The organism is Microbacterium sp. UMB0228, assembly GCF_002871415.1.
Classification (GTDB): domain Bacteria; phylum Actinomycetota; class Actinomycetes; order Actinomycetales; family Microbacteriaceae; genus Microbacterium.
Genome location: NZ_PNFU01000005.1, coordinates 83,710 through 98,709, shown reverse-complemented (window position 1 = coordinate 98,709; position 15,000 = coordinate 83,710). Strand labels below are relative to the sequence as shown.

Sequence of the window (15,000 nt, the reverse complement as noted above, 5' to 3'; positions counted from 1 at the left end):
GCGCACAACTTCGGAGATCGGAGCCGACACGCCGGCCTCCGGCCTCGCGGTGCCGCGTGTCCCGGGCGAGCTCCGAAGCTGTGCCCGGATGAGGAAGGGGGCGGGGGAGGCTATGTATACGAATGGACCGCTCGCGCCCGAGAAGTGGCCCGAGCGGGGCCGTTTATGTATACACTGGCGGAATGGTCCTCCCTGTCGAGCGCACGTCCATGGGCGATCGTGCCTATGCGGCGCTCCTCGACGGCATCCAGTCCGGGGAGCTGCCGGCCGGTTTCGTGCTCGGCGAGGTGGAGCAGGCCGAGCGCCTGGGTGTGAGCCGGACGCCGCTGCGGGAGGCTCTGCGTCGCCTGGCCGCCGACGGTCTGGTCGTGCAGCAGTCGCCCCGCGTCACCGTCGTCGCCGACCTCGACGCCGACGACATCCGGTCCCTGTTCGAGATCCGCCGCGCGCTGGAGGAGACCTCCGCCCGGCTCGCCGCCGTCCGGGGTGACGCCGACCGGTTCGCCGCGCTCGCCGCCGAGTTCGCGCACGTGGACCTCACCAGGGCCGAGGGGCGTGACGCCTACTACGCCCTGATCGCGCGATTCGATACGGCCCTCGACGACGCGGTCGCCAACGACTACATCGCTGCGGCGCTGCGCACGGTCCGCACCCACCTCGTCCGCGTGCGGCGCATGGCGCGGGACAAGCCCGCCCGGCTCGCCGCCTCCGCCGCCGAGCACCGCACGATCGCCGAGGCGCTCGCCGCCCGCGACGGCGACCTCGCCGCCCATGCCACGCACGTGCACCTGCACAACGCGCTCACCGGCATCCTCGACTCCCTCCCCGACAGCGAAGGACACTCATGACCGTCACCCACCACGTCCGCGTGCACGCCAGCTCCGAGAACCTCGCACGCGAGGACCAGCTCGCCTGGAAGATCGCCGAGGTCGCGGCCGACCAGGTCGAGGTCGAGCAGCCCGTCGTCGACATGATCGTCAACCGCATCATCGACAACGCCGCCGTCGCCGCCGCCTCTCTAGCCCGCGCGCCGATCGTCGCAGCCCGCGCGCAGGCGTTCAGCCACCCGGTCTCCGCAGGCGGCGTCGGCGCCAACCTGTTCGGAACCCCGCTCGACCGCCGCACCAGCCCGGAGTGGGCGGCCTGGGCCAACGGCGTGGCGGTGCGCGAGCTCGATTACCACGACACGTTCCTCGCCGCCGAGTACTCGCACCCGGGCGACAACATCCCGCCGATCCTCGCGGTCGCGCAGCACACCGGCAAGGACGGCCGCGCGCTCGTGCGCGGCATCGCCACCGGCTACGAGATCCAGATGGACCTCGTGCGCGCGATCTGCCTGCACAAGCACAAGATCGATCACGTCGCGCACCTCGGCCCGTCCGCCGCCGCCGGCATCGGAACGCTGCTGGGCCTCGACGTCGAGACGATCTACCAGGCGGTCGGACAGGCGCTGCACACCACGACCGCCACGCGTCAGAGCCGCAAGGGCGAGATCTCCACCTGGAAGGCGCACGCCCCGGCCTTCGCCGGGAAGATGGCCGTCGAGGCGGTCGACCGGGCGATGCGCGGACAGACGAGCCCGGCGCCGATCTACGAAGGCGAGGACGGCGTGATCGCCTGGATGCTCGACGGGAAGGACGCGGCCTACGAGGTACCGCTGCCCGCCGCCGGCGAGGCCAAGCGCGCGATCCTCGACTCGTACACGAAGGAGCACTCCGCGGAGTACCAGGCGCAGGCGTGGATCGACCTCGCCCGCAAGCTCGGCACCGCGAACCCGGCCCTCCGCGACCCCGCGAACATCGCGTCGATCGTGCTGCACACCAGCCACCACACCCACTATGTGATCGGCTCGGGCGCGAACGACCCCCAGAAGTACGACCCGACGGCATCCCGCGAGACCCTCGACCACTCCATCCCGTACATCTTCGCGGTGGCGCTGCAGGACGGCGGCTGGCACCACGTCGACTCCTACACGCCGGAGCGCGCCGGCCGCGCCGACACGGTCGCGCTGTGGCACAAGATCACCACGGCCGAGGACGCGGAATGGACCCGCCGCTACCACTCGGAGGACCCGGACGAGAAGGCCTTCGGCGGTCGCGTCGAGATCCGCCTCACCGACGGCTCGACCGTGGTCGACGAGATCGCCGTCGCCGACGCCCACCCCCTCGGCGCGCGCCCGTTCGCGCGGGAGAACTACATCGCCAAGTTCCGCCTGCTCGCGGAGCCCGTGCTCGAGCCCGCCGAGATCGAGCGGTTCCTCGAGCTCGTGCAGCGCCTGCCCGAGCTCACGGCCGCCGAGGTCGCCGAGCTCTCGACCGTCGCGAAGCCGGGTCTGCTCGACGACGCCGACGCCCCGACGGGCCTGTTCTGATGCCCTTCGACAGGCTCAGGGACCCAGGCCGCTGGGTTGCTGAGCCTGTCGAAGCATGCGAAGCCTGTCGAAGCACGATCACGAAGGAGCAACTGATGCTGTACTCCACCACGACGCCCGCCGAGAAGCGGCGGCTGTTCCGGGAGCGGCTCGCCTCGGGGGAGCTGCTGCGGTTCCCCGGCGCGTTCAACCCGCTGAGCGCCCGGCTCATCGAGGAGAAGGGGTTCGAGGGCGTCTACATCTCGGGCGCCGTGCTCTCCGCGGACCTCGGGCTGCCGGACATCGGCCTCACCACGCTCACCGAGGTCGCCGGGCGCGCGAAGCAGATCGCCCGCATGACCGAGCTGCCCGCGATCGTCGACGCCGACACCGGCTTCGGTGAGCCGATGAACGTCGCCCGCACGATCCAGGAGCTCGAAGACGCGGGCCTCGCCGGCACCCACATCGAGGACCAGATCAACCCGAAGCGCTGCGGACACCTCGACGGCAAGGCCGTGGTGGACGAGGATACCGCGATCAAGCGGATCCGCGCGGCCGCCGATGCCCGCCGTGACGAGAACTTCCTGATCATGGCGCGCACCGACATCCGCGCGATCGAGGGGCTGGACGCGGCGATCGACCGGGCCAAGGCGCTCGTCGACGCGGGGGCGGACGCGATCTTCCCCGAGGCGATGCGCACGATCGGCGAGTTCGAAGCCATGGCCGCGGCGCTGGACGTGCCGATCCTCGCGAACATGACCGAGTTCGGCAAGAGCGAGCTGTTCTCCGTCGACGCTCTCCGTGATGCGGGGGTGCGCATGGTCATCTGGCCGGTGTCGCTGCTGCGGATCGCGATGGGGGCGGCGGGCCGTGCGCTCGATACGCTGAACGACGAGGGGCACCTGACCTCGAAGCTCGGGGAGATGCAGCACCGCGCCGACCTCTACGAGCTGATCGACTACGAGTCGTACAACCGTTTCGACTCGGGCGTCTTCAACTTCACACTCGACAACACCGGTCGCTGAGCGCAGCGAAGCGGACACACGACGCGGTCGCTGAGCGAGGAGCGCAGCGACGAGTCGAAGTACACGAAGGAGTGACCATGACCGAGCCGGACATCAAGAAGGGCCTCGCGGGGGTCGTCGTCGACACGACGGCGATCTCGAAGGTCAACCCCGAGACGAACAGCCTGCTCTACCGCGGCTATCCCGTGCAGGAGCTCGCGGACACGCAGTCCTTCGAGGCCGTGGCGTACCTGCTGTGGAACGGCGAGCTGCCGACGGGTGATGAGCTCGCCGCGTTCCGGCTGGAGGAGCGGAAGCACCGCGCCCTGGCGGACAACGTCAAGGCCGCCATCGACCTCGTGCCCCTCGAGGCGCACCCGATGGACGAGGTGCGCACCGCGGTGAGCCTGATCGGCGCATCCGACCCCGAGGCCGGCGGTTCCGTGCTCGACGCCGGTGGCAGCCCCGAGCAGAACCTGGCGCGCAGCATCCGCCTGTTCGCCGCGCTGCCGGCCATCGTCGCCTACGGCCAGCGTCGCCGTCGCGGCCAGGAGCTCATCGCTCCGCGCGACGACCTCGACTACTCGGCGAACTTCCTCTGGATGACCTTCGGGGAGGAGGCCGACGATGTCGTGGTCGACGCGTTCAACCGATCGATGATCCTCTATGCCGAGCACTCCTTCAACGCCTCGACCTTCACCGCCCGGGTCATCACCTCGACCCTCAGCGACATCTACTCGGCGGTCGTCGGCGCCATCGGCGCGCTCAAGGGCCCGCTGCACGGCGGGGCGAACGAGGCGGTGCTGCACATCTTCACGGAGATCGGCTCGGCGGACGCCGTCGAGGCCTGGCTCGACAAGGCCCTCGCGGAGAAGCGCAAGATCATGGGCTTCGGGCACCGCGTCTACAAGAACGGCGACTCCCGCGTGCCGACGATGAAGGCCGCGCTGGACACCCTCGTCGCGCACTACGGCCGGGAGGACGTCGCCGCGCTGTACGACGCGCTGGAGTCGCAGTTCGTCGAGCGCAAGGGGATCCACCCGAACCTCGACTACCCGTCCGGTCCCGCATACAGCCTCATCGGCTTCGACACCCTCACCTTCACGCCGCTGTTCGTCGCGGCGCGGGTGACGGGCTGGACCGCCCACGTCATCGAGCAGGCCGGCGCGAACGCCCTGATCCGTCCGCTCTCGCACTACGACGGCCCCGACGAGCGGCACGTCGCCCGCTGACGGCGTTCAGAGCGTGCGGAGCCAGCGGCGCAGCCGGCTCCGTGCGTTCGCGTACGGCGACGAGGTGTTGAGCGAGATCATGCGTCCGAGCGTCCACCGCCGGTACCAGGGGGCGCCGTAGAGCTCCTCTTCCGAGCGGTCGCGGACGAGCTCCACGATCCGGCGTTCGGCATCGTCGAGGCGGGCGCGGAGGTCGTCCCAGGACTCGTGCTCGTGCTCGCGGTAGAAGCGGAGCGCGAGTGGCCCGAGGTCGTTCCACGCCGCACCGGGCGCCGGGAACTCGTCGGGGAGGCCGGCGGCGCGGCGCTCGTTCCAGACGAGGACCTGCTCGTTCCAGCCGATGAGGTAGGCCACGAGATCGGCGGGGCTCATCGAGGTGCCGGCCGCGTGCCCCGGGAGCACCTTCTTACGGACGTGGGTCGCGGGTACCCGGTCGAGGTCGTCGGACAGCCGGGCATAGGACGTCTCGATGGCGGCGAGCAGCTGATCCTTCGTCGCGGGGACGCCGGGCATCCCCCCCACCTCCGTTCGAATCGCCTGATTGGCTCCATTCTCGCCCGGGATGGGGCCATTCGCGCGATTCGAAGCGGTAGCGTGCCGACGGCCCCGGGTCAAGCGGATGCGGCGGATTTCCGGGAGGAGTAAACCGGATCCGGGACGACAGCGTGTCCCGCGAGAAGGAGGCCCCCATGTCCGCGTCCGACGTCACCGTCAAGGAGGTCCGGTCGCTCGTCCCCGCGCGCATGGACCGGCTCCCCTGGTCGCGCTTCCACTGGATGATCGTCGTCGGACTCGGGTTCTCCTGGATCCTCGACGGCCTCGAGGTGCAGATCGTCGCGGCCAACGGCTACGCGCAGACGCTGGGGATGGGCCCGGCCGAGGTCGGCCTCGCCGGCACCTGCTACCTGCTGGGCCAGGTGTTCGGCGCCCTCGTGTTCGGCCGTCTCGCCGACCGCCTCGGCCGCAAGAACCTCTTCCTGCTCTCGCTCGGGGTGTACCTCGTCGGCTCGGCCGTCGCCGGCCTCGCGTTCGCCCCCTGGTTCTTCTACATCTGGCGCTTCGTCGCCGGGGCGGGCATCGGCGGCGAGTACGCGGCCATCAACTCGGCCATCGACGAGATCATCCCCGCGAGGTACCGCGGCCGGGTCGACATCGCCATCAACGGCACCTACTGGGGCGGTGCGGCCCTCGGCGCCGTCGCCAACATGTTCTTCCTCAACACCGACATCCTGCCCGCCGACATCGGCTGGCGGCTGAGCTTCTTCCTCGGCCCGATCCTCGGCCTCCTCATCATCTGGCTGCGACGGCACATCCCGGAGAGCCCGCGCTGGCAGATGACGCACGGCCGCGAGGAGGAGGCGGAACGCAACGTCGACGAGATCGAGGAGCGCATCCGCAAGGAGGGCAAGACGATCGAGCCCGTCGACGAGAGCAAGGCCATCACGGTCAAGGAATACGGCAGCGTCCCGTTCCTCGTGATCGCGAAGGTGCTGTTCAAGAAGTACCCGCGGCGCACGCTCGTCGGCATCACGATGATGGTCACGCAGTCCTTCCTCTACAACGCGATCTTCTTCACGTACGCGCTCGTGCTGGAGAACTTCTACGACACCCCGCCGGCATCCGCGTCGCAGTACTTCATCGTCTTCGCGGTGGGCAACCTCGCCGGCGCCCTCATCCTCGGCCACTTCTTCGACACGTGGGGTCGTCGGCGGATGCTGTTCGGCACCTACGTGCTCGCGGGACTGATCCTGCTCGTCAGCGCCTTCCTCTTCAACGCGGGCGTGTTGAACGCGGGCACGCACACGGCGTTCTGGTGTGCATCGTTCTTCTTCGCCTCGGCCGGGGCCTCCGCCGCGTATCTGACGGTGAGCGAGATCTTCCCGCTCGAACTGCGCAGCCAGGTGATCTCCTACGTCTTCTCGATCGGGCAGCTCGTCGGCGCGGTCGCCCCAGTCCTCTACGGCGCGCTGATCGGTGCGAGCGCGGAGTCCGGCGACCGTGGTCCGCTGTTCTGGGGCTACGTGCTCGGTGCGGCCATCATGATGTTCGGCGGTGTCGTGTGCGGCGTCTTCGGCGTCAGTGCCGCCGGGAAGTCGCTGGAGGACATCGCCGATCCGCTCTCGCTCGTGGAACCGGCGAAGAAGGGTGTCACCCCGGGCGCGGAGGCCGGCTCCTGAGGGGCGGCGCTAGCGGGCGAGCCAGTTCCGCAGGGAGCGCGTGACGAACGGAAGCACCCAGTACGTCATGATCGGCGTGAGCACGAGGGTGGTGATGAGCACGCGGAGCCACAGCGGCACGGCGTCCCATCCCGGCACCGGGCTCATGGCGTAGGTGAACGCGAGGTTCACGGGGAAGAAGCCGAGCCAGATCGAGACGGCCTGCTTCCACCGCGGCGGCGCGGGGGCGACGGTCACGGTGCTGGTCGTGCCATCCGGGTCGACGACGGGGATGGAGCCCGTGGACGGCTCGTCGAACCACCCCTCGATGCCGGAGCGGCGCTTGGACCGCTCGCTGCGGACGAAGCCCTGGCCCATCGACAGCCACCACGCGCGTTCCGCGGACTGCTCCCACGCGGTGAGCGCGTCCTCGCTCGCGAACCGGTAGAGCATGTGCCAGACCTGGGAGTCCTCGCCGGCACGGACCCAGCCGGAGCCGAGGAATCCCGGGTACTTCGTCGCGAGGTTCACCCCGGTCTGCACCCACGCGGTGGCCTCGGCGATGCGCTCCGGGTCGACCTCGCGGCGGATGGAGACGGTGACGGGTTCGGAGACGGGCGCGGATGCGGACATGGTGCGGTCCTCGGGGGTGAACGGCGTCGGGGTGCGGACGCGGGGTGGCGGCGCCAGGGTCGCGGCGCCTGGTCGATTCTAGTTCCCGTTCGAGTCGCGCGATTGGCTGTAAATCCGGGCCGGATGCCGCCATTCGCGCGATTCGAACGCGGGGTCACCGCCCCAGCGCCGACGCCACACGGCGGATCAGTTCCTCGGGTCTGTGGAGGAGGGGTGCGGTGACCTCGATCACCGTCCACCCGGCAGCCCGCAGCGCCGCGACCCGCTCGACATCCCGTGCCCACTGCGCGCCGTGCACCATGCCGTGGTACTCCGCCGCGACGCGTTCGGCCTCCCAGACCATGTCAACGCAGGCCAGGAAGCGGCCCCGGTCGTCGAACACGTCCACGTTGAGCTGGGGCTCCGGGATTCCGGCCGCGACCAGGAGGCACCGCAGCCGGCTCTCCCGCGGCGACCACGAGTCCTCCCGCACCAGCTCGACCGCCTCCCGCAACCGTGCCGCCCCGCGCCTCCGCCCTGCCGCCAGCATCTCCCGCAGCTCGTCGACCGTCGCCCACGGCTGCCTCCCGAGGTCCGGCCGCCCGACGCCCGGTCTCCAGCGCCGGCAGAAGTAGTCGCCGAGGGCCACGAGGTCCACCAGCGGCAGCGTGCCGAGGGAGACCCAGGTCGCGGCGGGGGAGGTCACCCGGAGGCCGTCCCGATAGCGGATCGAGGTGAGGCTGGACAGTGTGCGGTGTCCGGTCACGCCGCGGGCGCGGGGGAACGGGATCCCGCCGGACGCACTGACGTGGAGGGCGAGGTCGTCCGCCGTCGCGATGCCTCCGTGATCGTCGAAGGCGAGCGGCAGGGGGCCTCCCCAGATCGACACGGCGGTCTCGTGACTGAAGAAGTGTCCGGTGTGCAGGATCGGGGCGTAGGACTGTGCTCGCGCCACCCGCGCGTGCCGCTGCCGCTCGTACGGGTCTGCGATGTCCAGCCCGGGAGCCGGGCGGGGGTGCACGCGGACCCCGTGGAACGGAGCCTCGAGGTCGGACCCGCGCAGCCGTCCGCGACTCACGCCGTGCAGTCGCGCCGTCCGGACCGCGAAGTCCACCTCGAAGCGGGTCGGAAGCTGCTGTCGTCGTCCCATGCCCCCACGCTCCCACCCCCGGCGGCCGCGCCGGGGTCGGTCTCCACAGCCCGGTTCGAATCGCGCACTGTGCTCCATCCCCGGCCGAAATGGAGCAAAGCAAGCGATTCGAAGGAAGAGAAGACCCCCGCCGACCCGATTCGGCGGGGGTCTCGGGAGCGAGAGTGCTCACCGTGTGCACGGGAGACGCGACTACCCGATCCGGTCTGAGTCTGTGCCGTGCATCTGCAGTTGTAATCGGCCCGGATGTCCGGCGGGTGAACGGCCGGAGAACGGGCGACGGCGGCATCCGAACGCACGGCGACGAGAGATACAAGGACGTCCTCGTATTTTCACGGTCGTCGGAGTAAACTCGCCGATGTGCCAAAGAGGGCACGGAGGGATGTCGCACAATGACCCGTACTATCCCGCACTTCGTGGGCGGAACGCATGTCACCCCGGAAGACGGCCGCTTCGCCGACGTCTTCGACCCGAGCACCGGAGCCGTGCAGGCCCGGGTGCCGCTCGCGTCCGCGGAGGAGGTGCGCCGCGTCATCGCGAACGCCGAGCAGGCTCATGCCGCGTGGGCGGCGACCAACCCGCAGAAGCGCGCCCGCGTCCTCCTGCGGTTCCTCGACCTCGTGCAGCAGGAGATGGCCTCGCTCGCCGAACTCCTCGCGAGCGAGCACGGCAAGACCGTCGACGACGCCAGGGGCGACATCCAGCGAGGGCTCGAGGTGATCGAGTTCTCCGCCGGGGCCCCGCACCTGCTCAAGGGCGAGTACTCCACCGGGGCCGGGGCGGGCATCGACGTGTACTCGATGCGGCAGCCGCTCGGGGTCGTCGCGGCGATCACGCCGTTCAACTTCCCCGCCATGATCCCGCTGTGGAAGGCGGGTCCCGCGCTCGCCGCCGGCAACGTGGTGGTGCTCAAGCCCAGTGAGCGCGACCCCTCGGTGCCGGTGCGCCTCGCCGAGCTCTTCCTCGAAGCGGGGCTGCCGGCCGGCGTCCTCAACGTGGTGCACGGTGACAAGGAGGCGGTCGACACGCTGCTCACCGACGACCGGATCCGCGCGGTCGGCTTCGTCGGCTCCACGCCCATCGCCGAGTACATCTACGCCACCGCGGCCGCCCACGGCAAGCGCGCGCAGTGCTTCGGCGGCGCGAAGAACCACATGATCGTGATGCCCGACGCCGACCTCGACCAGGCCGTCGACGCCCTCATCGGCGCCGGCTACGGCTCCGCAGGGGAGCGGTGCATGGCCATCTCGGTCGCCGTGCCGGTCGGCGAGGAGACGGCAGACGCCCTCGCGGCCAAGCTCACCGAACGCGTCGCGCAGCTGCGGGTCGGACCGTCCCTCGCAGCAGACGTCGACTACGGACCCCTGGTCACCCGCGCAGCGGTCGAGCGGGTCGAGGGCTACATCCAGCAGGGGATCGACGAGGGCGCGACGCTGCTCGCCGACGGCCGCGGCTTCACGGTCGACGGGCACGAGGAGGGCTTCTACCTCGGACCGACCCTGTTCGATCACGTCACGACCGACATGGCGATCTACCGCGAGGAGATCTTCGGCCCGGTGCTCGTGATCGCCCGCGCCGCCGACTACGAGGAGGCGCTGCGCATGGCCTCCGAGCACGAGTACGGCAACGGCGTCGCCATCTTCACGCGCGACGGTGACGCCGCCCGCGACTTCGCCGCTCGGGTGGAGGTCGGGATGGTGGGCGTGAACGTGCCCATCCCGGTGCCGATCGCCTACTACACGTTCGGCGGCTGGAAGCGCAGCGGCTTCGGCGACCTGAACCAGCACGGCGCCGACGCCTTCCGCTTCTACACGAAGACCAAGACCGTGACGAGCCGCTGGCCGTCGGGGATCCGCGAGGGCGCCAGCTTCGTCATCCCCACCATGCATTGACCCTTCGACAGGCTCAGGGACCCAGATCTAGAGGACACGCGATGACCATGACCACCGTCACCACCACCGATGAGGAGCGCGAGGCGATCCTCGATGCCGTGCGGGAATTCGCCGACGCGGAGCTCGCCCCGTTCGCGGCCGAACGCGACGAGAAGCACCTGTTCCCGCGGGAGTCGCTGCAGCGCGGCGGCGAGCTCGGCCTCGGCGGGATCTACGTGAGCGAGGAGTTCGGCGGCACGGGCCTCACCCGCGTCGACACCGTCGCCATCTTCGAGGAGCTCGCCAAGGCCGACCCCGCGGTGGCCGCCTACATCTCCATCCACAACATGGTGGTCTGGATGATCGACACCTACGGCGACGACGAGCAGCGGTCGCGCTGGCTGCCGTCGCTGACCGCCATGCAGGAGTTCGGCGGCTACTGCCTCACCGAGCCGGGGGCCGGATCCGACGCGGCGAACATCGCGACCAGTGCCGTCCGCGAGGGCGACGAGTACGTGCTGACCGGGGTGAAGCAGTTCATCTCCGGAGCCGGTGAGGCCGCGGTGTACGTCGTCATGGCGCGGACCGGCGAGCCGGGAGCCCGCGGGATCAGCGCCTTCCTGGTCCCCGGCGACGCGGAGAACCTGAGCTTCGGTGCTCCGGAGAAGAAGATGGGGTGGCACGCGCAGCCCACCCGGCCCGTGATCATGGACGGCGTGCGGGTGCCGGCGGCCGCGATGCTCGGCGACGAGGGGCGCGGCTTTGCGATCGCGATGTCGGCGCTCAACGGCGGACGCCTCAACATCGCGGCGTGCTCTCTCGGGGGAGCGCAGGCCGCGCTCGACAAGGCCGTGCAGTACGTGCATGAGCGCGTCGCGTTCGGGGAGCCGCTGGCGGAGAAGCAGTCGATCCTCTTCGCGATCGCCGACATGCGCACCGACCTGCAGGCCGCGCGGCTGATGGTGCGCGACGGCGCGGAGGCCGTCGACGGGAAGGCTCCGGATGCGACGATGCGCTGCGCGATGGCCAAGCGCTTCGCGACCGACGCCGGCTTCGAGGTGGCCAACCGCGCCCTCCAGCTGCACGGCGGCTACGGCTACCTGCAGGACTACGGCATCGAGAAGATCGTCCGCGACCTCCGGGTGCACCAGATCCTCGAGGGGACGAACGAGATCATGCGCCTGATCGTCGGCCGGGAGATGCTGCGACCCGCGGGGTCGACGTCGATGCGGAGCGCATCATGACCCGCGTCGCCTTCCTCGGGCTCGGACACATGGGGTTGCCGATGGCGAAGAACCTCGTCGCCGCCGGACACGAGGTGCACGGCTTCGACCTCGTGCCCGCGGCCATCGAGGCGGCGCGGGCGGCCGGGATCCCCGTGGCGGCGAGCGGCGCGGAAGCGGTGGCGAACGCGGAGGTCGTGGTGACGATGTTCCCGGCGGGAAAGCACGTCATCGAGGCCTACCGCACGGAGCTGCTGGCGGCCGCGCGCCCCGGGACGCTGTTCATCGAATCGTCGACCATCGCGGTGGACGAGGCGCGGGCCGCCCATGCGCTCGCGCTCGCCGCCGGCCACCGGCACATCGACGCTCCGGTCTCCGGAGGTGTGGTCGGGGCGGAGGCCGGGACCCTGGCGTTCATGGTCGGGGGTTCCGACGACGACTTCGCGGCGGCGCTGCCGCTGCTGGAGATCATGGGGAAGCGCATCGTGCACTGCGGCGGACCGGGGCTCGGACAGGCGGCGAAGGTCTGCAACAACATGGTGCTCGCGGTGTCGCAGATCGCCGTCGCCGAGGCCTTCGTGCTGGGCGAGCGGTTGGGACTCGAGCATCAGGCCCTGTTCGACGTGGTGTCCCAGGCGTCGGGGCAGTGCTGGGCGCTCACCACGAACTGCCCCGTGCCCGGTCCGGTGCCCACCAGCCCCGCGAACCGGGACTACCAGCCGGGGTTCGCGGGAGCCCTCATGGCGAAGGACCTCGGTCTCGCGCTGCAGGCCATCGAGCAGACCTCGACGGACGCACGGATGGGCCGTCTGGCGCAGGAGCTGTACGCCGCCTATGCCGCCGGCGACGGCGCCGCCCGCGACTTCTCCGGCATCATCACGGAGATCCGCGGCTGACCTCCCGCTTTCGAATCGCCTGAATGGTCGCAAATCCGGCCGAAATGCAGCAAATCGGGCGATTCGAAGGGGAGGGTGGATGACGACAGGAAGGCGGGAGCGATGACCGAGTACGAGACGATCCTGGTGGAGCAGCGCGGACGCGTGGGCTGGATCACCCTCCACCGTCCGGAGGCGCTCAACGCGCTGAACAGCCGGCTCGCCGAGGAGGTCACCGCCGCCGCGCAGGCCTTCGATGCGGATGATGGTGTCGGAGCCATCGTCGTGACCGGCTCCGAGAAGGCCTTCGCGGCCGGCGCCGACATCAAGGAGATGGAGGGCATGTCCGCGGTGGAGATGCTCGAGACCGACCACTTCGGCGTCTGGCACGACTTCGCGGCCGTGCGCACCCCGGTCATCGCGGCGGTCTCCGGGTTCGCGCTCGGCGGCGGCTGCGAGCTGGCGATGATGTGCGACATCATCCTCGCCGCGGACACCGCGAAGTTCGGACAGCCCGAGATCAACCTCGGAGTGATCCCGGGCATGGGCGGCACCCAGCGGCTCATCCGCGCGGTGGGGTACTACAAGGCGGCGGAGCTCGTGCTGTCCGGCCGCTTCATGGGCGCCGAGGAGGCCGAGCGCTCCGGACTCGTGTCCCGTGTCGTCCCCGCGGGGGATCTCCTGTCCGAGGCGACCACCCTTGCCGAGACGATCGCGTCGAAGTCGCTGCCGTCGGTCTACGCCGCCAAGGCCGCGCTCGATGCCGCCATGGAGACGGCGCTGTCCGAGGGCCTCGCCCACGAGAAGCAGGCGTTCGCGGCGCTGTTCGACACGCACGATCAGAAGGAGGGGATGGCGGCCTTCCGCGAGAAGCGCACGCCGGACTTCCAGAACCGCTGACCGCGGGGGACAGGTCAGCCGCGCAGGGACTCCACGATCTTCGCGATCCGGCGCTCGCGCGTCGCCTCCTGCTTGGCCTCGGCGACCGCCCTGGCGTGCTCCTTGCGCGCCGACGGGGAGAGGGCGTCGAAGGCCGCGCGCACGGCCGGATCGGCGTCGAGGGCGGCGGCCAGCGCCGGCGGCACCTCGACCGTGCGTTCCGCGGTGTCGAGCCGGATCACGGCGTCCACCTCCTGATCGATCTCGACCCCGAGGTCTGCGCGGGCGGCCTTGCTGAGACCGATCATGTTCTCGCCGCCCATGCGGGCCAGGCGCAGGCGCGCGGTGCGCCCGCCGATCGTGACCGCGACCGGGAAGGCCTTGCCGGCGTCGAAGGACGCCACCTGCTCGTCGGTGAGGAGGATCGCCGCGGCGGGGCCGCGACCGGTGAGGACGGTGTGCACGCGCAGTTCGCTCATGCAGGAAGAGTACGCCCGCCGTCCTCGATCGCGGCGACGAGAGCGGAGTTGCGTTCGGCGATCAGCCGTTCCATGTAGCGGCCGAGCACGAGGGCGTCGACGACGCGGCCGAGGGGCCCGAAGGGTGACCGGAACACGATCGTGTCGCGCATGAGTGTGCCGCGCGGGTGCTCCTCGAACACATGCTCGTGCCGCAGCTCGCGGAACGGCCCGGCGATCTGTCGGTCGGTGAACCGATGCGGCGCGACGATGTCGAACACCACCGAACGCAGGCGGAACGGGATGCCGAAGTGCCGCGCGCGCCAGGTGACCGTGGACCCCTCGGTGAACGCACCGCCCGCGGGCTCCTCGATCATCGTCTCGTCGTAGCGCGCCATGGACTGCAGATGCAGCTCCGGGTCCAGTGCCGCGGCGAAGACGACGGAGCGGGGTGCCGCGATCACGGTCTCGAGCTCGAACCGGGGCATCAGAGCGGTTCGGGGAGGGGGCGCGGGTCGATGAAGTCGCCGGCGTCGCGGCGCAGACGGGCGACGATGGCGACGAGCTCGGCGGCGTCGGCCTCGCTCATGCCGGGGTCGGCGAAGACGTCGGCGTTAAGGGCGGTCGTGGCGCGCTCGACGAGATCGCGGCCGGCCGCGGTGAGGGCGAGCATCGCGGCGCGCCCGTCGTGCGGGTGCGGTTCGCGGACGACGAGGCCGTCGCGCATGAGCCGCTCGGCGGTGCTCGTGATGGTGGTGGCGTGGACCTGCAGGCGCGCGACGACGCTCGACAACGGCAGGCGTCCGGCACGGCTGAAAGCGAGCAGACGCAGCACCTCGTAGCGGGCGAAGCTCAGGGCGAAGGGCTTGAGGGCCGCGTCGACGCGGGCCAGGAGGAGCTGCTGAGCGCGCATCACCGAGGTGACCACGGTCATGCCGTCCGCGGCCTCGGTCCAGCCGTGCGCGATCCACTGCCGCTTCGCCTCGGCGAGCGGGTCGACGGGAAGCGGGCGGGGTCGGACCACGTCTCTACGGTACCGGGGGAGTCCGCCCCCGGCCGTCAGCGGCGAGCCGCGGGGCCCGACTGTCGACTATGTATACATTGGCGGCCGAAATCGGGGGTACCACCTGCGGATCCCTCCGCCTTTGGCTACATAGAAGAGCGTGCGGATAGACTCAGCGTGTCGTGAG

15 protein-coding genes are annotated in these 15,000 nt (G+C 70.5%); 9 read left to right on the top strand and 6 right to left on the bottom strand.

Features of this window, described 5'->3' with window-relative positions:
- Window positions 1-182 precede the first annotated feature (182 nt).
- The 4 genes from CJ226_RS12705 to CJ226_RS12690 all read left to right on the top strand — a co-directional run bounded on the left by CJ226_RS12705 (window position 183) and on the right by CJ226_RS12690 (window position 4,586).
- Complete coding sequence (locus CJ226_RS12705; RefSeq protein ID WP_082802973.1) at window positions 183-848, top strand: GntR family transcriptional regulator; 666 nt, start codon at window positions 183-185, stop codon at window positions 846-848.
- Window positions 845-2,371 (top strand): MmgE/PrpD family protein, encoded by a 1,527-nt coding sequence (locus tag CJ226_RS12700; RefSeq protein ID WP_102209394.1) that lies wholly within the window; start codon window positions 845-847, stop codon window positions 2,369-2,371. Before CJ226_RS12705 ends, CJ226_RS12700 begins: the two co-directional genes overlap by 4 nt.
- 95 nt (window positions 2,372-2,466) lie before the next feature.
- Window positions 2,467-3,375 (top strand): methylisocitrate lyase, encoded by a 909-nt coding sequence (prpB, locus tag CJ226_RS12695; RefSeq protein WP_062637018.1) that lies wholly within the window; start codon window positions 2,467-2,469, stop codon window positions 3,373-3,375.
- 77 nt (window positions 3,376-3,452) lie between these two features.
- Window positions 3,453-4,586: a bifunctional 2-methylcitrate synthase/citrate synthase gene (locus CJ226_RS12690; RefSeq protein ID WP_102209393.1), complete on the top strand. Its 1,134-nt coding sequence runs from the start codon at window positions 3,453-3,455 to the stop codon at window positions 4,584-4,586.
- A gap of 6 nt (window positions 4,587-4,592) precedes the next feature.
- Here CJ226_RS12690 and CJ226_RS12685 read toward each other — a convergent pair whose 3' ends face one another.
- Window positions 4,593-5,099 carry a ClbS/DfsB family four-helix bundle protein gene (locus CJ226_RS12685; protein ID WP_102209392.1) on the bottom strand — a complete coding sequence of 169 codons (507 nt, stop codon included), beginning with the start codon at window positions 5,097-5,099 and terminating at the stop codon, window positions 4,593-4,595.
- Window positions 5,100-5,275: 176 nt separating this feature from the next.
- On the opposite strand from CJ226_RS12685, the gene CJ226_RS12680 reads away from it, so the two are divergent.
- The gene (locus CJ226_RS12680) at window positions 5,276-6,763 is read left to right on the top strand and encodes an MFS transporter (RefSeq protein WP_062637011.1); all 1,488 of its coding nucleotides are present in this window, start codon (window positions 5,276-5,278) and stop codon (window positions 6,761-6,763) included.
- 9 nt (window positions 6,764-6,772) lie between these two features.
- On the opposite strand, the gene CJ226_RS12675 is transcribed toward CJ226_RS12680, so the two are convergent.
- Together CJ226_RS12675 and CJ226_RS12670 are read right to left on the bottom strand one after the other, a co-directional pair.
- Window positions 6,773-7,375, bottom strand: coding sequence for an antibiotic biosynthesis monooxygenase (locus CJ226_RS12675; protein WP_102209391.1), 603 nt, complete (start codon window positions 7,373-7,375; stop codon window positions 6,773-6,775).
- A gap of 154 nt (window positions 7,376-7,529) precedes the next feature.
- Window positions 7,530-8,504, bottom strand: a complete 975-nt coding sequence (locus CJ226_RS12670; RefSeq protein ID WP_102209390.1) for a hypothetical protein — start codon at window positions 8,502-8,504, stop codon at window positions 7,530-7,532.
- A gap of 392 nt (window positions 8,505-8,896) precedes the next feature.
- Between CJ226_RS12670 and CJ226_RS12665 the strand changes: the two genes are divergently transcribed.
- The 4 genes from CJ226_RS12665 to CJ226_RS12650 all read left to right on the top strand — a co-directional run bounded on the left by CJ226_RS12665 (window position 8,897) and on the right by CJ226_RS12650 (window position 13,373).
- Window positions 8,897-10,396 carry a CoA-acylating methylmalonate-semialdehyde dehydrogenase gene (locus CJ226_RS12665; protein WP_102209389.1) on the top strand — a complete coding sequence of 500 codons (1,500 nt, stop codon included), beginning with the start codon at window positions 8,897-8,899 and terminating at the stop codon, window positions 10,394-10,396.
- Between the two features lie 41 nt (window positions 10,397-10,437).
- Window positions 10,438-11,619, top strand: coding sequence for an acyl-CoA dehydrogenase family protein (locus CJ226_RS12660; protein ID WP_102209388.1), 1,182 nt, complete (start codon window positions 10,438-10,440; stop codon window positions 11,617-11,619).
- Window positions 11,616-12,494: a 3-hydroxyisobutyrate dehydrogenase gene (gene mmsB / locus CJ226_RS12655; RefSeq protein ID WP_102209387.1), complete on the top strand. Its 879-nt coding sequence runs from the start codon at window positions 11,616-11,618 to the stop codon at window positions 12,492-12,494. The genes CJ226_RS12660 and mmsB overlap by 4 nt, the downstream gene beginning before the upstream one ends.
- A 102-nt stretch (window positions 12,495-12,596) precedes the next feature.
- The gene (locus tag CJ226_RS12650; RefSeq protein WP_102209386.1) at window positions 12,597-13,373 is read left to right on the top strand and encodes an enoyl-CoA hydratase; all 777 of its coding nucleotides are present in this window, start codon (window positions 12,597-12,599) and stop codon (window positions 13,371-13,373) included.
- Window positions 13,374-13,387: 14 nt separating this feature from the next.
- Here the strand turns inward: CJ226_RS12650 and CJ226_RS12645 are convergent, their stop codons facing one another.
- From CJ226_RS12645 to CJ226_RS12635, 3 genes are read right to left on the bottom strand one after another with little or no spacing between them, the layout of a single operon-like run.
- Complete coding sequence (locus tag CJ226_RS12645) at window positions 13,388-13,831, bottom strand: YdeI/OmpD-associated family protein (protein WP_102209385.1); 444 nt, start codon at window positions 13,829-13,831, stop codon at window positions 13,388-13,390.
- Window positions 13,828-14,298, bottom strand: a complete 471-nt coding sequence (locus CJ226_RS12640; RefSeq protein WP_102209384.1) for an SRPBCC family protein — start codon at window positions 14,296-14,298, stop codon at window positions 13,828-13,830. The genes CJ226_RS12645 and CJ226_RS12640 overlap by 4 nt, the downstream gene beginning before the upstream one ends.
- Window positions 14,298-14,834 (bottom strand): MarR family winged helix-turn-helix transcriptional regulator, encoded by a 537-nt coding sequence (locus CJ226_RS12635; protein ID WP_102209383.1) that lies wholly within the window; start codon window positions 14,832-14,834, stop codon window positions 14,298-14,300. Before CJ226_RS12635 ends, CJ226_RS12640 begins: the two co-directional genes overlap by 1 nt.
- Window positions 14,835-15,000: the final 166 nt, after the last annotated feature.